Origin of the sequence: Antarctobacter albus, from assembly GCF_900101505.1 — a bacterium.
GTDB lineage: Bacteria > Pseudomonadota > Alphaproteobacteria > Rhodobacterales > Rhodobacteraceae > Antarctobacter > Antarctobacter albus.
Genome location: NZ_FMZI01000019.1, coordinates 50,656 through 72,453 on the forward strand (window position 1 = coordinate 50,656; position 21,798 = coordinate 72,453).

The following is a 21,798-nucleotide window of genomic DNA, read 5'->3' on the forward strand; positions in this document are numbered from 1 at the left end:
CAGGCCCTTTCGTGCCGGGGGCCTGCCGTTCCACTCCGGGCGCGGGGTGCGCCCGAATCTGGCCATGAAAATGCCACACTCTTACCCCGCGGCACCTTACACATACCACCATTGCGCGAGTCCGGATTTGCGATCCAGTCCCGGAAACACTCTGTTCCGGGTTCGCAGACGAAACAAAGCCCTTTCCTTGCGCAGACTTGTGCCAACATTGCCCCAAAGGCGCGCAACGCCGTGACCCTTCTGCCACGCAGACGGCAACAAGGACCGGCCCACCGCCCCGAATCGCAACGAGGCCCGCGCAAGCGCCTATGCTTTCGCGACCCAAAGACGGATCCGACGGATGCCCCTGCCCCTTCGCCGTATCGCCGCCCTTTCGATGCTGCTGGTCTTTTGCCTGATGCTGCCCCGCGCGCTGGCAGCACAACCGGAGGGGCATACCGGCTGGCCCGGCGACTGGCAGACGTTCTGGTCCTCCGGAGAGGCCTTTCTGCTACTGCAACAACGCGGCGACGCGGTCAGCGGCACCTACCAGCCCGGCGGCGGCACGGTCACCGGCACAACGCGCGACGGCGTCCTGCGCGGCACATGGTCCGAGGGTGGGGAAAGCGGCGACTTCATCTTTGTGCTGTCGGCGGACGGGCAGAGCTTTGCCGGGCGTTTCGGGTCAGGCGACTGGTGGAACGGGCATCGCGCCGCGATCGCCCAGCAACAACGCCCCACCTGGTTCAGCGGCGCCACTCCGCAGGCCACGCTGCGCAGCATCCTCGCCGCGGGCAATGACGCCATCTACCACGGGCGCGAAGGCCAGGTGCGCTGGATCGAACCCCTGCTGACCTACGATGGCCCGGAGGGGGACTCGTCGGACCGGGAACGACGGCGGCGCGCGCTCTGGCACATTCTCGATATCTCGACCTTCCGGCTTTGGGATGCACCGGTCCCGCGTGCCGGGGCAGAACCTGGCGAGACGCTGGCCTTCGAGATCAGCCCGGCAGGCACAAGCGCCGACCACAGCCTGCGGTTCCGCCTGGGCGCCGAGGGACTGTGGCAGCTGGTCGTCCCGCCCGCCGTGATCCTGCAGGCAGATCTGGAACGACTGATTGATGCCCGGGGGCACGACACGCTTGAGGCGCTCGAACGGGCGCGGGCCGGCAGTCCGCGCATGGTGATGATGGACTTCCTCCTGGGCGCCAAGGACTGGGACGGCGCGGGCGATACCCGCGCACTGCGGGCGCTGAACCTTGATCACGTCCCGCGTCAGTTGCGCCGGATCGAGGGCGCGCTGATGGCCGATTACCTGCGCCAGAGCATCGACCGGATCGGCTTTATCTACTGGCAGGAGATTCCCGACGATCCCAACCGCCCCCTGCCCTATGTCTATTATCGCCATCCGGTCGGCGACATCACCATCGCACCAACGGACATCCTCGACGGCGAGGGGCGCCCCGTGGAGCGGCGCTGGCGTTTCTCGCGCGAGACGATGGCAGAGCTGCCAGACATCTACGCGGCCCTCGAAAAGATGCCCCTTGCGCCCGGCCTGACCACGCCGCCGCCCCTGTCACAGTTCTTTGCCACGCGGCAGGCGGTCCTTGCGCGTGCCGGCTGGCTGCAGGCCGAGGCCTGGGGACTGGAGACCTGGCAATGGCTGGGGGTCCTGACGTACCTGGGTGTCATGGCGCTGGTGCTGATGGCGGGATGGGCCGTCGCGCGCCGACTGGCAGGGCAGGATTCCTGGCAGGGACGCCTTGTAGGACAGTTGGCCGGCCCGGTCGGATTGATGGCCGCCGCCCTTCTGTTCCTTGACGCCAGCGAGCGGTTGGGCCTGACGTTGCGGGCTTTCGGCGCGGTGTCGGGCTTGTCCGCGATGCTGCTGATCCTGGCCAGCGCCGCGCTGGCCTACCGTGTCGTCTCGCTGATCTTTGGCGCGCTTATGGCCAAGGCGACCCAGACCCGTGCCTACACGGACGAAATCGTGCTGTCGCTGGCCCAGGGGCTGATGAAACTGTTGATCGTCGTCGGGGCGGTGATCGGCTGCGCCGATGTTGCCGGCCTGCCGTACGAAGGGGTCCTGACCGGCCTGGGGATCGGTGGCGTGGCCCTGGCCTTTGCCGCACGCGAAACCGTGTCCAACATCATAGGCGGCGCGATCCTTCTGTCGGACCGCCCCTTCCGCAAGGGCGACCTGGTCGAGGCAGCCAACACGCTGGCCGTGATCGAGACGGTGGGCCTGCGGTCGACGCGCCTGCGCAAGCTGGACGACACCCTGATGATCGTGCCCAACGCCCAGCTTTCGGACCAGGTGATATCCAACTGGGGCAGCCGGCGGAGGCGTCGCGTGCTGATGAAGATCGGCCTCACCTACGAAACCCCGCGTGCGCAACTGGAACAGTTCGTGGCGCGGCTGATGGAGGTCTACCGCGATCAGCCGGAGGCCGAGACCGACAATGTGACCATCGGCATCAAGTCGCTTGGCCCCCACAGCATCGACATCGAGCTATGGGGGCATTTCCGCGTCTTCAGCTACGAGGCGCAGATCGCCGCGCAACAGGCGCTGATCCTCGACATCCTGTCCCTGGCCGAAGAGCTGGGCGTCAGCTTTGCCTACCCGACGCAGACCGTGCACCTGACCCCGGACAATGGCGCGGTCCCGACCACGGCATAGACAGCGGCCAAAGGCTCCGGTCAGATCGACAACCGCCGTTTCCGGGCGCCTCCGCGCCTTTGCGGCTGTGGCAAGGGCAGGTCCAGCGGCACCGCTCGACGGCGGATGGATTGGTGCAGCAGGTCGCAGAACACCGCCACCGCCGGATCCGTGCCGGCAAAGGGCTGGGCCCGCATCCAGGCACGCACAGCTTCTTCCTCGTAGCTTGCGCAGCCCGGCAGGCTGCCAAGCCATTGCATGTAGCCCATGCTTGCCAGTTCCCGGGCCCGTTCCGGTGTTTCGGCCCGTGTCTGTAAAAGGGTCAGCACCCGTTCGATCGTCATCGCGCCCTCCGCGCAAAGCTGGGGCGGGGATCATGGATCGGCGGCAGGACGGGCGGCAGGTTGCCATTCGTCTTTCGCGTCTCCGGGGCACCCCGCCCGGGTTGAGTGGCTTGGGCGCAGGGCGCCCGGCGATGGCAGGTCTCCTGACTTGCGGGTCAAGGCGCAGTCCCGAACCTTCCCGGGCCGTGCGGCCCAGTGGTCACTTCGGGATGGCTCGCCGCTTACAGTTGCGGGGGCAGTCGCGGATTTGGGGCATGGCCCCGCACCGCGTTCCCTTTTCAGACCGCGCGGACGCGGTCACCATCACCGGCCAAAGTGGCGCAGCATCTTGCCGCGGTCAAGCGGTTCGCGCCCCGGACCATCGCTTGTGCCAGAGCGTCGCAGACGACAGACTGCGGGCGTGGGCCAGATCACCGTCAAACAGCTCGAAGCCTTCGTGCAGGTGGCCCACCTGGCCAGTTTCCACCGCGCGGCGGAACGGCTGAACACCACGCAGCCCAATATCTCGACCCGGATTTCGGCGCTTGAATCGCTGTTGGGGCTGCGCCTTTTCAACCGCGATGCCGGGTCGGTCCGGCTGACGCCGACGGGGCGCAAGATACTGCCCCGCGCCCGGGCCGTGCTGACCGCGATGGACGGCTTCGTGGCCGCCGCCGGAGAGGATCATCTGTTCGAGGGCGTGCTGCGCCTCGGCGTGACAGAGATGATCTGTGCACAGCTGGCTGGGTCCATTCCTGCGCGCCCTCAATGACCGGTTTCCGGCCATCGACGTGGAACTGACCGTGGACCTCTCGGCCAGCCTTTCGCCGTCGCTGTTCAGCCGGGGGCTGGACCTGACGCTGCAAAGCGGGCCGTTCGGGCGGCAGATCTCGGGCGGCGTGGACATTGGCGAGTTTCCGCAGGTCTGGGTCGCGGCGCCGGGGCTGGGCTTGCAGGGCCACGCGTTGAGCCTGCGCGACATCGCGCGGCACCCGGTGCTGACCCATGCGCACGGCACCCTGCCCATCGAGCAGTTGCGCGACCAGATCGCGACCGGGCGGCTGGTGCCACTGCGCTATCTCTTGGTGCCGGACCCACTGCGATTTCGCGCACGCTACGACGCGGGGCTGGCGCCCTCCTATGTCGTCCGGGCGGCGGAACTGGCGCAAGAGGTGGCCCGGGCGCATCTGGCGGCGGCCGAGGATCAGGAAAAGCGATCCTCTTGATCCGATCAAATAATTGGATTGCATTGCGGTGGCTCGCTAGGCTTCCCGGTATCGCTGACAGGAGCCTTTCATGCCCGAACCACAGTATCGCCTTGGCGTCGACATCGGCGGCACCTTCACCGACGTGGTGCTGGAAGGACCGGAGGGACTGACCTCAACCAAGGTGCTGACCACCTACGCCGCTCCGGAAGAGGCCATTGTCGAGGGGCTGCACCGGGTCTGTGACCTGGCGGGCGTGGGGCCCGGGCGGATTTCCCAGGTGATCCACGGCACGACTCTGGCCACCAATGCCCTGATCGAGCGGCGGGGCGCGCGGACGGCGCTGGTCACGACCGAGGGCTTTCGCGACGTGATCGAGATGCGCACCGAAAGCCGGTTCGAGCAATACGATCTGAACCTCGTGCTGCCCGAGCCTCTCCTGCCCCGCAACCGGCGATACACGCTGCGTGAACGCATGGACGCGGATGGCGGCGTGCTGATCCCGCTGGACCGGGCCGAGGTCGCGGCGCTGGCCGACAGGCTGCGCGCGGGGGGCTATGACAGCGTGGCCGTTGGCCTGTTGCACGCCTACGCCAATGACGCGCATGAACGCATGGTGGCCGAGGTACTGGCCGAGAAACTGCCCGGAGTGGATGTCTCTCTGTCCTCCGAGGTTTCTCCGCAGATGCGCGAATACGAGCGATTCAACACCACAATCGCCAATGCCTATATCCGCCCGCTGATGGCGTCCTACCTTGGTCGCCTGAAGGATCGCCTGGCGCATGAGGGCGCGGCGTGCCCGGTTTTCCTGATGCATTCGGGGGGCGGCATTCTCTCGCTGGAAATGGCCGCGAAATTCCCGGTGCGGCTGGTCGAAAGCGGCCCCGCCGGGGGCGCGATCTTTGCCGCCGAGATTGCCGCGCGGCACGGGCTGGACCGGGTGCTGAGTTTCGACATGGGCGGGACGACGGCCAAGATCTGCCTGATCCGCGACATGGCACCCAAGACGGCGCGGGTCTTCGAGGTGGCGCGCAGCTACCGGTTCAAGAAGGGGTCCGGGATGCCGATCTCGATCCCGGTGATCGACATGGTCGAAATCGGTGCCGGCGGCGGGTCGCTGGCCACGGTGGATGCGATGAACCAGATCCGCGTCGGCCCGGAAAGCGCCGGGTCTGAACCCGGACCGGCCTGTTACGGGCGTGGCGGGACGCGGCCCGCCGTGACCGATGCGGACCTTGTCCTGGGCAAGCTGGACCCTGCGAATTTCGCCGGAGGGTCCATCGCGCTGCACCCGGACCGCGCAGAGGCGGCGCTACAGACAGAGATCGGCGATACGCTGGAGATGGACGCGCTGGAGGCCGCCTATGGGCTGGCCGAGGTGGTGGACGAGAACATGGCCAATGCCGCCCGCGTGCACGCGGTGGAAAATGGCGAGGACCTGAGCCGCTACACGATGATCGCCTTTGGCGGCGCCGCGCCCCTGCACGCCGCGCGGCTGTGCGAGAAACTGGGCGTGGCGCGCTGCCTCGTGCCACAGGGGGCTGGCGTCGGTTCTGCCATCGGGTTCCTGCGGGCGCCGTTCAGTTTCGAGGCCAACCGCTCGGTCTTTACCCGGATGCGCGAGTTCGATTCCGAGACGGTCAAGGCGCTGTTCGCGGAACTGCGCGAGGAGGCGGAAAGTTTCGTGCGCACCTGCGATGCCACGGCGCCCATCGAGGCCGAGGCCAAGGTCTTCATGCGCTATGCCGGTCAGGGTTGGGAAATCCCCGTGCCTGTTCCATCCAAGGACATGGCCGCACCGGATGCCGACCGCCTGCTGGCGCGGTTCGAGACCGAATACACCGCCCTGTTCGGCCGCACGGTCGAGGGGCTGGAGGCGGAAATCACGGTCTGGTCGGTCAATGCCTTCACCACCCGGCCCGCCGCCCGGCGCGTCCCGGCGCCCACGCGCACCGCGCGGATGACGGGCACGGCCACACGACCGCTCTTTGATCCGGCGCGGGGCGAGCGCCTGACGGCGCAGGTGCTGCCGCGCGCCGATCTGCCCGCAGGGGCGCTTGTCACCGGACCCGCGCTGATCACCGAGGACGAGACCACGGTCGTCGTCCCTGCCAGCCGCGAAGTCATCGCGCTGCCAGATGGCACATTGGACGTGCACCTGCCGCAGCCCGCAGACCAGAAGGACGCCGCCCATGTCTGAACCGTCGAAAGTCGCCTACCAGGTGATGTGGACCCGCCTGATCTCGGTCGTCGAGGAACAGGCGCAGGCGCTGGTGCGCACGGCCTTTTCCCCCTCCGTGCGCGAGGCGGGGGACCTTTCCGCCGGGGTCTATGACGCCGAGGGCCAGATGTTGGCGCAGGCGGTCACCGGGACGCCCGGCCATGTCAACGCGATGGCCGATGCCGTGGGCCATTTCATCCGCCGCATCGGGCGACAGGCGATGTTTCCCGGCGACGTCTACCTGACCAACGACCCTTGGGAAGGCACCGGCCACAAGCATGACATCACCGTGGTCACGCCGGTCTTTCGCGACGAGGTGCTGATCGGGTTTTTCGCCTGCACCGCGCATGTGACCGACATCGGCGGGCGCGGCTTTGGCGCAGATGCCAATGACGTGCACGAGGAAGGGCTGTACCTGCCGATCATGAAATTCGCCGAACGGGGCAAGGTCGACCGCACGCTGTTGCAGATCATCCGGGGCAACGTGCGCGAACCCGACCAGCTGGTGGGCGACATTCACGCGCTGGCCACCTGCAACGAGATCGGGCAGCGGCGCCTGCTGGAGATGATGGAGGAATTCGCGCTATCCGATCTTGCGGGCGTGTCCGAGTTCATCCTCACCAACTCTCGCAAGGCCACGCTTGAGCGGATCAATGCGCTGACACCCGGCACCGCCGAGGGGCACATGAGGATCGACGGCTATGCCACGCCGATCGACCTGCATGTGAATCTCAGCATCGAAGCCGACCGCATCCTGTGTGATTGGACCGGGACCAGCGGTGTCGATCCCAAGGGCATCAACGTGCCGATGGTCTATACCAAGGCCTATGCCTGCTACGCGCTGAAATGCGCCATCGCGCCGGAGATCCCGAACAATGCCGCCTCTCTGGCGCCCTTCGAGGTGACGGCACCGGAGGGGAGCATCGTCAACGCCCCCTTCCCCGCGCCCGTCGCCCTGCGCCATGTCATCGGCCACATGGTGCCCGACACGGTCTATGACGCGTTGGACAAGCTCTTGCCCGACACCGTGCCCGCCGAGGGCGCCGGCTGCCTGTGCAACTTCATGCTGTCGCTGCGGCCCGCGCCCGGGGCCACGGGTGCGCGGCGGGCCGAGGTGCTGACCTTCAACTCCGGGGGGTCGGGCGCGCGGCCCGGGCTGGACGGGATGAGCGCCACGGCCTTCCCCTCGGGCGTGATGACAATGCCGGTGGAGGCCACCGAACAGGCCGGGCCGGTGCTCGTCTGGCGCAAGGAGTTGCGGCCGGACAGCGGCGGCGCGGGCCGATATCGCGGCGGGCTGGGCCAGTTCATGGTGGTCGGCGCGCGCAAGGGCCATGTCTTTGACTTTTCCGCCATGCTGGACCGGGTCGATCACCCGGCGCGCGGGCGTCGTGGCGGCGAGAGCGGCGGCGCGACGGTGATTGCCCGGTCGGACGGGATCGCGATGCGCGGCAAGGGGCGGCAAAGTGTGCCCGAAGGGCAGCGCGTGGAGATGGAATTCCCCGGCGGGGGCGGCTATGGCACACCGTCGATGCGCGATCCGGCGCAGGTCCGCCGTGACCTTGCGCTGGGATACATCACGCCCGACCACGCGGCCCGGCATTATGGCATGACAGCCGAAGAGGCCGCGCAGATCATGAAACGCGCCCAAGACGGAGAGGTCTTTTGATGGCAGCCCCCGGTTTCTCCCCCACGCCCACGAAAACCACCTATGACGTGGTCATCATCGGTGGTGCGATCATGGGATCGGCCACTGCATGGTTCCTGTCGGACAACCCCGATTTCAACGGCTCGGTGCTGGTGGTGGAACGTGACCCCAGCTATGCGCAATGCTCGACCGCGCATACCAACTCCAGCATCCGGCAGCAGTTTTCCGACCCCCTGAACATCCGCATTTCGCAGTTCACGGCCCGCTTCATCAAGGAGCTGCCAGAGCGGATGAACGATAGCCGCGTGCCCCGGCTGGACGTGCAGAATTATGGCTATCTCTACCTCGCCGACACCCCGGGCTTTGCCGAGGTCCTGCGCCGCAACGCCGAGGTGCAGCGGGCCGAGGGGGCGGGCACCGAGATCCTGAGCCGGGACGAGATCGCCGCGCGCTACCCGTTCTACCAGCTCGACGATATCCTCGCCGGGTCGATCAACACCCGCGACGAGGGCTATTGGGATGGCGGGACGCTGTTCGACTGGTTCCGCCGCTCGGCCCGCGACCGGGGCGTGGAATATGTCGCGAACGAGGTCACGGCGCTGACCCGCGAGGGCGGGCGCATCACCCATGTCACCCTTGCCAGCGGCGAGCATATCGCCTGCGGCCATGTGGTGAACGCCTCTGGCCCCCGTGCGGCGCGCACCGCGGCAATGGCAGGGATCAAGCTGCCGGTGGAACCACGCAAACGCTTTACCTGGGTCTTTTCCGCCGAAACGCCGCTCGACCGAGAGTTGCCGCTGACCATCGACCCTTCGGGCGTGCATGTGCGGCAGGACGGGCCGACGACCTACCTGGCCGGGGCCGCGCCCGAAGAGGATCTGGCCGTCGATCCGGATGATTTCGCGATGGATCACGCCCGCTGGCAGGATCATGTCTGGCCGATCCTGGCCACGCGCATCCCCGCCTTCGAGGCGATCCGCGTCGTGACCGAATGGGCGGGGCATTACGCCTATAACACGCTGGATCAGAACGCCATCCTGGGTCCGCACCCGGAGATCGGGAACTTCCTGTTCCAGAACGGGTTTTCCGGCCATGGGCTGCAACAGAGCCCGGCGATGGGGCGCGGCCTCGCGGAATGGCTGACCTATGGCGCCTATCGCAGCCTCGACCTGACGCCCTTCAGCTTTGACCGCATCACCAAAGGCCACCCGATGATCGAACGCGCCGTGATCTGACGCACGGCAGAAGGAAAGGACACGCCATGAAGAAACTCGTTTTGACCGGCGCCGCGGGGCGGCTGGGGTCTTACCTGCGCGAGCCGCTGTCGATGATGGCCGACGAACTGGTATCGACGGACATCGCCGAGGGTATCGGCACGCTCTATCCTGGGGAACGCTATGTTCAGGCCGACCTGGCCGACCTGAACGCCATGTCGGAGGTGATCGAAGGGGCGGACATGGTGGTGCATTTCGGCGCCATCGGGGATGAGGCGCCGTTCGAAGAGATCCTTGGCCCCAACATCGTCGGCGCCTACAACGTCTGGGAGGCAGCGCACCGGCACGGCGTGCGGCGCGTGGTCTACGCCAGCTCGATCCACGCGGTCGGCATGTACCCCCGGCAAGAGCGCATCGGCACCGATGTGCCGCACCGTCCCGACACCTTTTACGGCCTCGCCAAATGTTTCGCAGAGGACCTGGCGCGCATGTACTGGGAAAAACGCGGGGTCGAGGCGGTTTGCCTGCGCATCCTTTCCTGCGCGCAGGTGACAGGGGCCCGGGCGCTGGGGACCTGGCTCAGCTACGGCGACCTGATCCAGCTGGTGGCTCGGGCGATCGACACGCCGACGACGGGGTTCACGGTTGTCTATGGCGTGTCGGACAACGACCGCTGCCCGGTGGACAATTCGGCAGCCCGCTACCTTGGATATGCGCCAAAGGACAATGCTGAACAGTTTGCCGCGCAGATCCTGGCCGCCGAAGGGCCGGGTGATCCGCGCGATCCTGCGCAGATGTGCCACGGCGGGCCATTCGCGGCGGTCGACCTTGGACAGAGCGGCCAAGCGCAAATGAACATCGTACACGACCGCAAGGAGACCTGAGCGGCCATAGCACGGCGCCGCGGGTCAGCCGCTGGCGCCGTTGCGGATGTTCAGCATCTTGCGCAGCAGGCGCTTCAGCTCGGCGGTTTCGGTCACGGACAGTCCGGCGGCGCCACCGGACTCGTGCTCGGCCAGAATCGGCGCCAGCACCGCGACCCGCGCCTCGCCGGCCTCTGTCAGCCACAGTTCCATTGCGCGCTTGTCGTCCTCGGGAACGCGGCGCAGGATCAGGCCCTCGTCCTCCATCTGGCGCACCATCTTGGTCATGTGCGCCCGCTTGATGCTGAGCGCCTTGGCCAGCATTCCCTGGCGGATGCCCGGGTTCTCGTGCAGGACCATCAGAACCGTCAGCTCACCGGGGCGGATGTCCTCCGCCTCGAAAGAACGAAAGAAGCCGGCAAAACTCTTCAACTGGCCCAGGCGCAGCAGAAAGCCCAGCGCCTCGGACAGCGGGCCATACTGTACCTTGCCGTCGGAACGGTCCTTACGGGGATCATCCACGACAGTGGCCTCCGGTGTCCTGCCCGGAACGGACTCTTGTCCTCTCAGCACCAATGGCCATGCAGATCCCCCCATGTTTCGCTGTTTGCGATATCGTTATTGTTTCCCAGTAGACAATTTTTTCGATTCGAGTCAACATCGCGCCCGTCAGACAGGGGGGTTCCCCCGGCCGTGCAGGAGGAGACATGGCCCATTTCCCGAGGCATGCGCGCCGATGCACCGGCGCAGACAGTGCCATCCAGGGCGCGTTCACGCGCCGCGCCGACGCTCCTCCCGTCGAGAAGGTGACCCGATGACCCCAGAATTGCTAGCACAGATCCTTGCCCGCACCCCAGGTTGGGCAGAGCAGGCCGCGCCTGCCGGGCTGGACGATACCGCCGTGGCCCAGATCCTGGGCGAGACCTTCAAGCTGGCCGAGGAAACCCTGGCTCCGCTGGCCTCCACGGCGGACGAGGCAGGCTGCCGGGTCGAGGGCGGGCGCGTGCGCACGCCCGAGGGGTATGGCGCCGCCTACCGCGCCCTTGGCGAAGGTGGCTGGCTGGCCGCCGACCTGCCCGAGGACCTGGGCGGCATGGGCCTGCCGCTGGCGCTGCATGTGGCCGCCGCCCTGCCGATGGAAGGCGCTGCCCTGCCCTTCATGATGCTGCCCGGCTCCAGCCGCGCGGCGGCCTTCTGTCTTGCGGCCAACGCGCCCGACCTGGCCGCGGAATGGTGCCCGAAACTGGCCGAGGGCACATGGGCCGCGACCATCTGTATTTCCGAACCGGATGCCGGGTCGGACGTGGGCCGTATCCGCACGCGGGCCGAGGCGGATGGCGATGGCTGGCGCATCTCCGGCACCAAGTGCTGGATCAGCTTCGGCGATCAGGACATGACCGACCGTATCGGCCACCTGCTTCTGGCCCGCACCGGCGCGCCAGAGGCCGGCACCCGCGGGCTGTCTCTTTTCCTTGTGCCCAATGTGACCGACGCGGGGGCCGCGAACGGCATCCACGTCGAACGCATCGAGGAAAAACTGGGCCTGCACGGCTCGCCAACCTGCGTGCTGCGTTTTGACGGGGCCGAGGGCGTGATGATCGGCGCGCCGGGGCGCGGGCTGCCGGCGCTGTTTCACATGATCGAGCGGATGCGCCTGCAGGTCGGCACCCAGGGGGCCGGCGTCGCCGCCACCTGCGCGCGCCTTGCCCACAGCTATGCCGAGGACCGTCGCCAGGGCGGCGCCCCCTCTGCCCCACCCGTCGCGCTGACCGCGCACGCCGACATCCAGCGCATGCTGCTGACGCTGGACGCCCGCGCGATGCTGCTGGCGGCGCTGGTGCTGGAAACGGCAACGGTGCTGGACATGGCAAAGGAGGGCGACGAAAGTGCCGCCGCGCTGGCGCCTTTCCTGCTGCCCTTGGCCAAGACCTTTGGCGGCGAGATGGGACAGGAAAGCGCCAGCGACACGATCCAGGTGCTGGGCGGCGCCGGGTATACCCGCGAATGGCCCGCCGAGCGCTATTTCCGGGATGTCCGGATCACCACGATCTACGAGGGCACCACGGGCATGCAGGCGCAGGACCTGGTCCTGCGGCGTCTGCTCAAGGACGACGCGGCGCTCATGGCCTTCCTCGACCGCGCCAAGACCGCGCCGGGCAGCGCGGATCTGACCGGGCGCTTTGCGGCGCTGGTCACCCGCCTGCGCGAGGCCGCGCCCGAGGCCCGGCTTTATGCCGCCGACGCGGTCCTGCGCGCCGCCTGGGTTGCGCAAAGCGCGGTGCTTGCCGAACGCCTGAAGGGCATCAGCACAGAAAGCGACCGCGCCCTGGATCTTTGGCTGGCACAGGGATCGGCCCGCATGGCGATGGCGGAATCGGGTGTCGACTGGGCACTGACACAGTCCGCCTGAGGGATTTCCACGACGCCGGCCGCAGACCTCGTGGCCGGCATTGACTCCCTTCGCCAGTGGCATTCAAACTTGGGCATGTGTTTATTGTCGCAGTGACCCTGTCGGCTGTTCCCAGCGGCAGGCATCCGTGACGTGATAGGCCCGGACCGATTGCCGTCCGTGCCGCTCATGAGGATTGTGCCATGTCAGCCTTGATCAAGGGCATCGCCCGCAGCCTTGCCGTTGCCATTCCCGTCGCGCTGGGTGCGCTGACCGTGGCCTATTCCGAAGACCTCAAGACGGCGCCCGCCGCCAAGGAGGTGAAACGTCCGCCAACAGCCGTGCGCGTGGTGACGATGGCCCCGGTCGAGATCGTACCCAGGGTCAGCGGTTACGGCACCGTCACACCGGCACGGGAATGGCGCGCCGTGGCACGCGTCGAGGGCGAGGTGATCGAAAAAGCCGACGGGCTGGCCAATGGCGGCGTCATCCCGGGCGGCACGGTGTTGCTGCGTCTGGACGACGCCGAACTGCAACTGTCCCTGGCCCAGATTGATACACAGCTGGCCGCGCTGGACGTCAAGGACCAGACCCTGACTGCAAGCCTGGAAATCGCGACCGCCGATCTTGAGCTCAGCCGGACGGAACTGGCCCGGCAGGAAACGCTGGCGGATCAGGGCGTGGCGACACAGGTGCGGCTGGACAGCGCCCGACGCGCCGAACTGGGCGCGCGGGCCAAGGTGGTGGAGGTCGAGAACCAGCTGGCGCTGAACGCGGCGGAGCGAGAGGTTCTGAAGGCACAGCGCGCCACGGTGGCCCGGTCGCTGGATTTCACCAAGATCGCAGCCCCTTACGACATCCGCATCGCCGAGGTTGCAGCGGAACTGGGACAGGTGGTGACGCGCAACCAAACGCTTGTCACTGCCGAAGGGATCGAGGCGGCAGAGGTTGCCGCCCAATTCTCGATCGGGCGGATCGGGCCGATCCTGCGGATGATGGGGGACGGCGCCACGGTTCATGACCTCAAAGCCCGCGTGCGCCTGCCCGCCCCGGGTCACCTGGTGACATGGGATGCAAAGGTCGACCGCGTCGGAGAGGCATTGGACCCGCGCACCCAGAGTACGGCCATCGTCGTCCGGATCGACGACCCCTACGGCCAGGCCGAGGCAGGCAAACGCCCGCCACTGCGCCGCAACACATTTGTCGAGGTGATCCTGATGACGCCGAAACGCCAGGCGCTGGTGGCGCCGCTGGACGCGGTGCGCGGCGGACAGGCGCTGGTGGTCAGCGCCGAAGGCACGCTGGAGAAACGCGCGGTGACGGTGGGCTTCGCCATCGGTGACATCGCCGTGGTCAGCGATGGCCTGGCCGAGGGCGACAAGCTGGTGGTGACGGACCCCAGCATCGCGGTTCCGGGCATGGCCGTCAAAGCGGTGGAAGACAAGCAGCTCTTGGCGCAGATCACCGCCGCCGCAGGCGGCCAGGGCAAGCCGAAGGGCAACAAGTGATGATCCGCCTCTTTGCCCTGCATCCGACCGCCGCCAACATCCTGATGCTGGCGCTGGCGGTCCTTGGACTTGCCGCCCTGCCGACGCTGCAACGCGACACCTTTCCGCTGACCCCGCCCAGCCAGGTCGAAATCCGCATCGCCTATCCCGGCGCCTCGCCCGCCGAGGTGGAAACCGGCATCTGCCAGGTGGCCGAGGACCCGCTGCGCGTGGTGGACAACCTGGTGGAACTGTCCTGCCTGTCGCGGGACAACATGGCCGTCATCACCGCCGAGATGGTCGAAGGCGCGGACATGACCCGCTTTCACAATGACCTCAAGGCGGCGGTCGACGGGATCGGCACCTTTCCCGACCGGGCAGAGGATCCGGTGACGCGGGTGGTCGAACGGGTGGCCTCTGTCGCCTCGATCGCCGTGACAGGCCCCGAGGACCCGCATGTCCTGCTGGCCTATGCCGACATGCTGGCCGAACGGCTGCGCGCCGATCCTGCCATTTCCCAGGTCGAGATCGCCGGGTTTTCCGACCGCGAGATCGTGATCGAACTGGATGCGGCAGCCCTGCAGCGCCACGGGTTGCGCATCTCCGACCTGGGCCCCCTCCTGACCCGCAACAGCCTGGACATGCCCGCGGGCACGCTGGAGGGTCGCCAGGGCGATGCGGTGATCCGGTTCCTGGGCGAAAGGCGCAGTATCGGCGAATTTGCCCGGCTGCCGCTCACCAGCTCGGCCAATGGAGCCGAGATCACGCTGGGCGAAGTAGCCGAAATCTCGCTGGTGTTCAGCGACCCGGCGCAGGCCGCCTATTACAACGGCGAGCGCGCCGCCATCGTGCAGGTGAACAAGAGCGCCTCGCAGGATGCACTGCGGGTCAAGGCGGCACTGGACCGGATCATGGCAGAGGCCCAGGCCGAGGCGCCGGGCAACATCGCGCTGGCGATTTCGCAGGACAGCACGATGAACATCCGCGACCGGCTGCGCATCATCGCCGAGAACGGCATCCAGGGGCTGCTGCTGGTGCTGGTGGTGATGTGGCTGTTCTTTGGCTTCCGGTTCTCGTTCTGGGTGGCAATGGGCCTGCCGGTGTCCTTCCTGGGCACGATCTTTGCGATGCAGCTTTTCGGCTTTACCATCAACATGATGACGATGGTGGCTCTACTTGTCGCCATCGGCCTGCTGATGGACGATGCCATCGTGATCTCGGAAAATATCGTGCGGCGGCGCCAGGCGGGCGAAACCGCGATGCAGGCGACGGTGAACGGCGCCGTGCAGGTGGCGCCGGGCGTCATCGCCTCGTTCCTGACCACGGTGATGATCGTCGGGCCACTGGCCTTCATGCAGGGGCAGATCGGGGCCGTCCTGAAATACATCCCCATCGTGCTGGTGATGACTCTAATCGTCAGCCTGGTCGAGGCCTTCCTGATCCTGCCCAACCACATGCACCATTCGCTGTCGGGAGAGCTGCGGCCCAACCGGATCAGCCGCGCGGTCAACGGCGCCTTTGACTGGCTGCGTGATCGTCTCGTCGTGCCCCTGTCCGGCCTCAGCCTGCGCTACCGCTATTTCACGCTGGGCCTGGCCGCCTTCATGGTGCTCATTTCCGTCGCGCCCTACACCGGTGGCTTCATCAAATTCCAGAGCTTTCCCGCGTTGGAAAGCGACACGGTCGAGGCCCGTCTGCTGCTGGTCCAGGGTGCGCCGCTGGAGCGCACCGAACAGCGGGTGGCACGGGTCGTGGCGGCTCTGGACAAGATGAACGCGGACCTGTCGCCCGAACAACCTGGGGGCCAGCCGCTGGTGCAAAGTTACACGATCACCTACAGCGCCAATGCGGACACGCCGGAAACCGGCGCCCACATGGCCACCGTCAGTGCCAAGCTGCTGCCCGCCGGGGTCCGGACCACAGAAGTCACGCAGATCGTCGACAGCTGGAAGAAACTGGTGGGGCCGATGCCCGACATGGCCGCCTTTCGCATCACCGACAAGGAGCGCGGCGCGGGCGGCAAGCCCATCGACATCCGCCTGCAAGGCAATGACCTGGAGGCGCTGCGCGCCACCGCCCGAGAGATGCGCAGGTTCTTTCGCGAGTTCGAGGGCGTGCGCGACGTGACCTATGACCTGCAACCGGGCAAGACCGAGTATATCGTCACCCTGCGCCCGGCCGCTGCCTCTGCCCTCGGCGTCAGCGCGCAGGCTGTCGCGACAGAATTGCGCGCCGGGTTCCGGGGCGATTCCCCGCTGGAGGTCCGCGACGGGCTGGGCACGCTGGACATCGTGGCGCGGCTGTCGGACGAAAACCGGATGAGCCTGCAGGACATCCTGGACCTGCGCGTACCGGGCGCCGAGGGCGCGCTGGTGCCGCTGACGGCTGTCGCAGACGTGCGCACGGGACGGGGCTATGCCTCGATCAACCGGGTCGACGGTCAGCGCACCGTGGCCGTGCAAGGCGCCATCAACCCCGCCGTGGCCAACGCGCGCGAACTGATGGCCGCGCTGCGGGCCGACTATCTTCCGGGTCTGGCGGACAAGCGGCCCGGCGTCACCGTCACGATCCTGGGCGAGGCAAAGGACACGGCAACCACCGGCTCATCCCTGGCCCGGAACATGGTGATCGGGCTGATCGTGGTCTACCTGATCCTGTCTTTCCAGTTTCGCAGTTTCGTACAGCCCCTCGTCGTCGTGGTGGCGATCCCGCTCAGCCTGATCGGGGTGATGTGGGGGCATATGGCCCTGGGGCTGCAGATTTCGCTGCCCAGCCTCGTGGGGCTGGCGACACTGGCCGGGGTGGTGGTCAACGACTCGATCCTTCTGGTGACCTTCATGAAAGAGCGCGTCGCGGATGGCGCCGACATGCTGGCCGCGGGTCAGGCGGCCGTGCGCGACCGGTTTCGCGCGATTTTCCTGACCTCGCTGACAACGGTGGTGGGACTGGGGCCGCTGCTGTTCGAACAAAGCACGCAAGCGCAATTCCTGCGCCCCATCGTGGCCAGCCTCGCCTTTGGCCTGACCGGCGCGACATTGCTTGCACTCTTCGTCAGCCCGGCGGTCTTTGCCATCCTGCATGACCTGCGCCTGGTCCGGGCGGAAAAGGCCACGGATTGAAGGAAACAGGGCGCGGAAAAGGGGCACTGTTCGGCGTCATGCAACGGCTGCGAAGGATTGAAACGGAACGGCGAATACGCTGCTGGAAAGAGGCGGGCGAACAGGCTCATTCCCGCCAATATCCGGCGAAATGTCTTGCTGATGCGGGGAAAGTGGCAGGCCGCAGGGGAATCCGACCCGCGCAAATGACCTGCGCCCCTGCTGACCCCTGATGTCACCCCGGCGATGTGAGAAGGACGGCGACCAGCATGGGCAAATGAACGGCAAGACCCTGACCGGGAAATCCGGTGGCGTCCAACCAGCCCGGGTTCGCAAACTTGATCTGGCGCCGGTCCGCGCTTCACCTGACCGGCCCGCGGTATGGCACGGCCACACCACAAGGACTTGAAACATGACCGCACCCGAGAGGTCGAAAGTCCCGGCATCGAAGGCTGCAGCCAAACGGGCACGCTGGCTCACTTACCGCATTGCGACCTGTTGCTTGCGGGTGCGAAACGGCGAAACCTCCCCGGAACGTTGACAGGCATCGGGGCGCTCCTGCCTCCGCCTCCGCCTCCGCGCGGGCGATCACCGGCCCGGTGTCCCGGGGCCGGTTTGCCACGCGACGCGCGCTTAGTCGTTCAACACCGCCATGTGGTCGGCCTCCCAGCCGATCCAGATGGGATCACTGCCGACCGATTGACCGGTTTCCGCATCCACGTAGGCCTTGAGGATAGGTTCATCCTTGTCCCCGACGGCGATCTGCATCGCCATGCGCGAGCCAAGGAAGGTTTTTCCAACGACACGCCCTTGCACCGCATTTGCGGTTTGCGGGCGGTCGGCATGAAACCCGAGCTTCTCAAGCCGGACCGACGCGGTAATCGGCTTGCCCTCGGCGGGGATGCCGGCGGGCGCCTTGCCTTTGAGGGCCGTTCCTTCCCAATCCATGACAACCTTGTCGCCTTCCGTGCCGCGCATCCAGCCCGACAGAAGGTTCGTCTCTCCGATGAATTCAGCCACGAAGCGGCTGGCGGGGCGGAAATACAACTCTTCCGGTGTTCCGTCCTGTTCTACGCGGCCTTTGTTCATGACGACGATCCGGTCTGACATGGTCAACGCCTCTTCCTGGTCGTGGGTGACGAAGAAGAAGGTCTTGTTGGTGCGGCGCTGGATCGATTTCAGTTCCTGCTGAACCTGGCCGCGCAGCTTGGCGTCAAGAGCGCCCAGCGGTTCGTCAAGCAACAGGAGTGCCGGATCGGGCGCCAAGGCCCTCGCCAGCGCCACACGCTGTCGTTGACCGCCGGACAACTGCACCGGGTAGCGGCCAGCATAGCTGTCCAGTTCGAGGAAGGCCATGATCTCTTGCAGGCGGCGCTTGATGTCCGCCTTGCCCATCCCCTTCAGCTCCAGTCCAAACGAAATATTCTGTGCCACCGTCATGTGCGGGAACAACGCATAGTCCTGAAACACCATGTTTACGTGACGTTTCTCCGGTGGCTGGTTGGTGACGTCCTCACCGTCCAGGATCACCCGGCCGTGGGTCGGGCGCTCGAAGCCACCGAGGATGCGCAGCGTCGTTGACTTGCCACAGCCCGAGGGGCCAAGGAAGGTGACGAACTCCCCCTGCGCGATATCCAGCGTCAGGTTGTCCAGCGCGACGGTTTCGCCGAAATGCTTGGACAGGCCCTCGATGCGGACAAGAGGTTTCTGGTCGGTCATGGCTCAGGATTCCTTGTTCATACGGCGGGTGAAGCGTTCGGCCCAGACGCCGATCACGGCGGTCAGGATCAGCGCGACGGTCGCAATGGCATTGATTTCCGGGCTCATGCCCGAACGCAGCTTGGCAAAGATCAGCACCGGCAATGTCGGCTCGTACCCGCCCAGGAAGAAGGAGCGGACGAAATCATCAAACGACAGCAACAGGCAGAAGATTGATGCGCCGAGGATGGCAGGCACCAGGTAGGGCAGCGTGATACGCGCAAAGGCGATAAGCGGATCGGCGCCAAGGTCGCGGGCGGCTTCGATCTGGCTCTTGGGCAGGGTCGACAGGCGCGCCATGACCACCAGAACCACGAATGGCACGTTGTGGACCGCGTGCGCCCAGACGATGGCGCCCATGCCGGGTTCAATTCCCAGGTAGCGGGCATAGATCCGAAAGGCGATGGCCGAGATGATGCCGGGCACCAGCGCCGGCAGCACGGTCAGGCCAAAAGTCACACCGCGCCCGGTGAATTTGCGCCCTTCGAGCAGCACCGCGATCCACGTGCCCACGATGACGGAGATCAGCGTCGACAACACCGCAATCGCCACCGAGTAACCGAAGGTCGAAAGCACCTCGGCATCGGCAAAGACACCGGTGTACCATTCGAGTGTCCATGACCGGATCGGGAAGCCGATGAACTTCGAGTCCTTGAAACCCATCAGCACCATCAGGATAAGCGGCACGAAGACATAGAGCACAAAGGCCCAGTAGACGCAGCTCAGGAAGATGCGGTTGCCGCGGAACAGTTCGACACGGTCGTTCATTTCTTCTCTCCCTTGCGAAGGGCATTCATCAGTTTCTGGAACACCGTGGTGATGATCAGCGCCGCCATGAACATGATCGTGGCAAAGGCCGCGCCAGTGGGCCATTCATCCCCGGCCACATGGAAAAAGCCCGCGATGGTTTCCGCAAAAACCGTGGTCGACGGCCCGCCCAGAAGAACAGGCGTGGCGTAGAACCCGGTCGATATCAGGAAGACCAGTGTACAGCCCGAGGAGATCCCCTCGATCGTCAACGGCAGCGACACGCGGCGGAACCTGGTCCAGGCGCCGGCGCCAAGATCGGCGGCTGCCTCGTTCATGCTTTTCGGCAGTTTCTCCAGCGCCGAATAGAGCGGCAGCAGCATGTAGAGCGCGGTCAGGTAGACGATGCCGACACCCATTGAAAAGCTGGTGTACATGAAAGGGATCGGCCGGTCGATCAGCCCCAGTGTCTTCAGCGCCAGGTTCACGGCGCCGGTGTTGCCCAGCAGGATCATGATCGCGTAAGTCCGCACGATCTCGCCCACCCAGAACGGGATCAGCAGGAGCAACAGGAACAGCATCTGGTTCTTGCGGCTGACGTGCCGGGCCAGGAAGTAGGCCACCGGGTAGGTGATGATCAGCGTGCAGAAGGTAAAGACCCCGGCAAAGATCAGTGTCCGGAAAAACGGCATCCAAAAGATGCTGTCACCGAAGAAGCGGGCATAGTTTTCCAGCGTGAAATGCTGTTCCACTCCGGGCGCGACCGGGTAGGCATCGGTCAGCGACACGCGCAACATCTGCAGCATCGGGCCAAGGTGCTGGGTCAGGATCCAGAGGATCGGGAAGGCGGCGAGGACAACAAACTGCCGGCGGGGCGAGGCCGTCGCCAGACGCATCATCGCGTGGTACGGCCCCCAAGAGGCCAAACGGCCCCAGAATGTCCGGTCCGAGGTCTCTTCTGCCATGGCTCGCCCGTCCTGTTGCGCGGATGCGTCATACGTCATGAGGTCGTCTTTCGGAAGGTCAGGGCCCCTGCCCCGCGATCATCGCAGGGCAGGAACAGGTTTCGGTTTGGCCGATCAGGCCGCCTTGATGGCCTCGACGGCCGGGTCGACCAGCCCGTATTTCATCTCGTTCGCCTCGGCGCGGAAGAACTGCAGGTTGGCCAGCTGCTCGTCCGGGAAGGAAGTCGACTTCTTCTCGAGGTCGGTCAGGTAGTTCGACGCGTCCTTGTAGGTCGAGATGAAACCCGACGCCTTGGTCATCGCCGCGCCGATTTCGGGCGACGACAGGATGGCATCGAGGAAGGTATAGGCATTGTCCGCGTTGGGCGCGTTGTTGGCGATGTTGTAGGTGTAGACAAAGCCGTAGGACCCTTCGCGCGGGATCGCCATGCCCAGCGGGAAGCCGTCATTGATCAGCGCCGCGGCAGGACCGTTCCAGGAATGGCCCAGCACGATGTCCTGGTTGACCATCATCTGCTGGAACTCGGCGCCGCCGTCGTAGTACTTGCGCACCAGAGGCTTCTTCTCGATCAGGAACTGCTTGGCTTCCTCGACGATCTCGGCGGCCTTGTCCGGGTCGTCGAGATAGGCGACCATGTTGCCGTCATAGCCTTTCATCAGCATGACGATCGACATCATGTCCTGGATGATATAGGCGGTCTGGCCCTTGTATTTCTCGCTGAACAGCGTGTCCCAGGTCAGGGCCTCTTCCTCGCTGACGATCTCCGAGTTGTAGGACAGGACCTCCATCCCCGAGAGGATCGGCGCCCCCCACTTGTTGCCGTTGATCGTGGACCAGTCGGATTCCGAGAAGGTCGGGTTGATCTTGTTCCAGTTGGTCAGACGGTCGGTGTCCAGCGGCGCCAGCAGCTCGCTGTCGATGAACTGCAGGAAGCGGTGGCCGGCGACGGTCATGATGTCGACAGTCGGGTTCGGTTGTTCCGCGGCCAGCAGGTTGAACTGCTTGCCCTGGTCGTCCACGAGACGGACGTTGACCTTGATGCCGGTCTCGGCCTCGAACTGTTCCTTGAAGGCCTCGGGCACGAAGTTGTTGTAGGTCCAGATGTTCACCTCGCCGCCCGACTGGGCGGAGGCGCGGCGCAGGTAGGCGGGCGAAGCCAAGGCCGCGCCGGTGGCGGCAGCCGTGCCCAAAAAGCGGCGACGGTTGAGGATCAGCTTGGTCATGATTGGTCTCCTTGTTGG

The 21,798-nt window shown here is 66.0% G+C and carries 16 protein-coding genes and 1 riboswitch; of the genes, 10 read left to right on the top strand and 6 right to left on the bottom strand.

Annotated elements, in window-relative coordinates; all coding sequences use genetic code 11:
• The first annotated feature begins 340 nt into the window (after positions 1-340).
• Positions 341-2,659, top strand: a complete 2,319-nt coding sequence (locus BLQ71_RS23235) for a mechanosensitive ion channel family protein (RefSeq protein WP_074623431.1) — start codon at positions 341-343, stop codon at positions 2,657-2,659.
• A gap of 20 nt (positions 2,660-2,679) precedes the next feature.
• Here the strand turns inward: BLQ71_RS23235 and BLQ71_RS23240 are convergent, their stop codons facing one another.
• Entirely contained in the window at positions 2,680-2,982 is a 303-nt protein-coding gene (locus tag BLQ71_RS23240; protein WP_074623432.1) for a hypothetical protein, read from the bottom strand.
• 116 nt (positions 2,983-3,098) lie between these two features.
• Positions 3,099-3,302, bottom strand: a riboswitch (cobalamin riboswitch).
• 80 nt (positions 3,303-3,382) lie between these two features.
• Here BLQ71_RS23240 and BLQ71_RS26915 point away from each other — a divergent pair.
• The 6 genes from BLQ71_RS26915 to BLQ71_RS23265 all read left to right on the top strand — a co-directional run bounded on the left by BLQ71_RS26915 (position 3,383) and on the right by BLQ71_RS23265 (position 10,133).
• Entirely contained in the window at positions 3,383-3,733 is a 351-nt protein-coding gene (locus BLQ71_RS26915; RefSeq protein ID WP_229754845.1) for a LysR family transcriptional regulator, read from the top strand.
• Positions 3,693-4,187 carry a LysR substrate-binding domain-containing protein gene (locus tag BLQ71_RS26920; protein WP_229754846.1) on the top strand — a complete coding sequence of 165 codons (495 nt, stop codon included), beginning with the start codon at positions 3,693-3,695 and terminating at the stop codon, positions 4,185-4,187. Before BLQ71_RS26915 ends, BLQ71_RS26920 begins: the two co-directional genes overlap by 41 nt.
• A gap of 70 nt (positions 4,188-4,257) precedes the next feature.
• Positions 4,258-6,366, top strand: a complete 2,109-nt coding sequence (locus tag BLQ71_RS23250) for a hydantoinase/oxoprolinase family protein (RefSeq protein ID WP_074623433.1) — start codon at positions 4,258-4,260, stop codon at positions 6,364-6,366.
• Positions 6,359-8,056 (top strand): hydantoinase B/oxoprolinase family protein, encoded by a 1,698-nt coding sequence (locus BLQ71_RS23255; protein WP_074623434.1) that lies wholly within the window; start codon positions 6,359-6,361, stop codon positions 8,054-8,056. The genes BLQ71_RS23250 and BLQ71_RS23255 overlap by 8 nt, the downstream gene beginning before the upstream one ends.
• Positions 8,056-9,270 carry an NAD(P)/FAD-dependent oxidoreductase gene (locus BLQ71_RS23260; RefSeq protein WP_074623435.1) on the top strand — a complete coding sequence of 405 codons (1,215 nt, stop codon included), beginning with the start codon at positions 8,056-8,058 and terminating at the stop codon, positions 9,268-9,270. Before BLQ71_RS23255 ends, BLQ71_RS23260 begins: the two co-directional genes overlap by 1 nt.
• Before the next feature lie 26 nt (positions 9,271-9,296).
• Positions 9,297-10,133, top strand: coding sequence for an NAD-dependent epimerase/dehydratase family protein (locus BLQ71_RS23265; protein WP_069210073.1), 837 nt, complete (start codon positions 9,297-9,299; stop codon positions 10,131-10,133).
• Between the two features lie 24 nt (positions 10,134-10,157).
• Here the strand turns inward: BLQ71_RS23265 and BLQ71_RS23270 are convergent, their stop codons facing one another.
• Complete coding sequence (locus BLQ71_RS23270; protein ID WP_074623436.1) at positions 10,158-10,634, bottom strand: MarR family winged helix-turn-helix transcriptional regulator; 477 nt, start codon at positions 10,632-10,634, stop codon at positions 10,158-10,160.
• A gap of 292 nt (positions 10,635-10,926) precedes the next feature.
• On the opposite strand from BLQ71_RS23270, the gene BLQ71_RS23275 reads away from it, so the two are divergent.
• The 3 genes from BLQ71_RS23275 (at position 10,927) to BLQ71_RS23285 (ending at position 17,107) form a co-directional block, all read left to right on the top strand.
• Positions 10,927-12,522, top strand: a complete 1,596-nt coding sequence (locus tag BLQ71_RS23275; RefSeq protein ID WP_074623437.1) for an acyl-CoA dehydrogenase family protein — start codon at positions 10,927-10,929, stop codon at positions 12,520-12,522.
• Positions 12,523-12,704: 182 nt separating this feature from the next.
• Positions 12,705-14,009 (top strand): efflux RND transporter periplasmic adaptor subunit, encoded by a 1,305-nt coding sequence (locus tag BLQ71_RS23280; RefSeq protein ID WP_074623438.1) that lies wholly within the window; start codon positions 12,705-12,707, stop codon positions 14,007-14,009.
• Positions 14,009-17,107 (top strand): efflux RND transporter permease subunit, encoded by a 3,099-nt coding sequence (locus BLQ71_RS23285; protein ID WP_074623439.1) that lies wholly within the window; start codon positions 14,009-14,011, stop codon positions 17,105-17,107. The genes BLQ71_RS23280 and BLQ71_RS23285 overlap by 1 nt, the downstream gene beginning before the upstream one ends.
• A 612-nt stretch (positions 17,108-17,719) precedes the next feature.
• Here the strand turns inward: BLQ71_RS23285 and BLQ71_RS23290 are convergent.
• The 4 genes from BLQ71_RS23290 to BLQ71_RS23305 form a co-directional block, all read right to left on the bottom strand.
• Positions 17,720-18,805, bottom strand: coding sequence for an ABC transporter ATP-binding protein (locus BLQ71_RS23290; protein ID WP_043145714.1), 1,086 nt, complete (start codon positions 18,803-18,805; stop codon positions 17,720-17,722).
• A gap of 3 nt (positions 18,806-18,808) precedes the next feature.
• Complete coding sequence (locus BLQ71_RS23295) at positions 18,809-19,594, bottom strand: ABC transporter permease (protein ID WP_043145780.1); 786 nt, start codon at positions 19,592-19,594, stop codon at positions 18,809-18,811.
• A 14-nt stretch (positions 19,595-19,608) separates the two neighbouring features.
• A complete protein-coding gene (locus BLQ71_RS23300) occupies positions 19,609-20,595 on the bottom strand; it encodes an ABC transporter permease (RefSeq protein ID WP_043145713.1) in 987 nt (328 codons plus the stop codon).
• 75 nt (positions 20,596-20,670) lie between these two features.
• Positions 20,671-21,780: an ABC transporter substrate-binding protein gene (locus BLQ71_RS23305; protein WP_043145712.1), complete on the bottom strand. Its 1,110-nt coding sequence runs from the start codon at positions 21,778-21,780 to the stop codon at positions 20,671-20,673.
• Positions 21,781-21,798: the final 18 nt, after the last annotated feature.

Coding starts and splice junctions, on each gene's coding strand:
- BLQ71_RS23305 (WP_043145712.1), bottom strand. CDS start 21,780: ATGACCAAGCTGATCCTCAACCGTCGCCGCTTTTTGGGCACGGCTGCC.
- BLQ71_RS23300 (WP_043145713.1), bottom strand. CDS start 20,595: ATGACGTATGACGCATCCGCGCAACAGGACGGGCGAGCCATGGCAGAA.
- BLQ71_RS23255 (WP_074623434.1), top strand. CDS start 6,359: ATGTCTGAACCGTCGAAAGTCGCCTACCAGGTGATGTGGACCCGCCTG.
- BLQ71_RS23290 (WP_043145714.1), bottom strand. CDS start 18,805: ATGACCGACCAGAAACCTCTTGTCCGCATCGAGGGCCTGTCCAAGCAT.
- BLQ71_RS23275 (WP_074623437.1), top strand. CDS start 10,927: ATGACCCCAGAATTGCTAGCACAGATCCTTGCCCGCACCCCAGGTTGG.
- BLQ71_RS23260 (WP_074623435.1), top strand. CDS start 8,056: ATGGCAGCCCCCGGTTTCTCCCCCACGCCCACGAAAACCACCTATGAC.
- BLQ71_RS23240 (WP_074623432.1), bottom strand. CDS start 2,982: ATGACGATCGAACGGGTGCTGACCCTTTTACAGACACGGGCCGAAACA.
- BLQ71_RS23265 (WP_069210073.1), top strand. CDS start 9,297: ATGAAGAAACTCGTTTTGACCGGCGCCGCGGGGCGGCTGGGGTCTTAC.
- BLQ71_RS23250 (WP_074623433.1), top strand. CDS start 4,258: ATGCCCGAACCACAGTATCGCCTTGGCGTCGACATCGGCGGCACCTTC.
- BLQ71_RS23280 (WP_074623438.1), top strand. CDS start 12,705: ATGTCAGCCTTGATCAAGGGCATCGCCCGCAGCCTTGCCGTTGCCATT.
- BLQ71_RS23235 (WP_074623431.1), top strand. CDS start 341: ATGCCCCTGCCCCTTCGCCGTATCGCCGCCCTTTCGATGCTGCTGGTC.
- BLQ71_RS23285 (WP_074623439.1), top strand. CDS start 14,009: ATGATCCGCCTCTTTGCCCTGCATCCGACCGCCGCCAACATCCTGATG.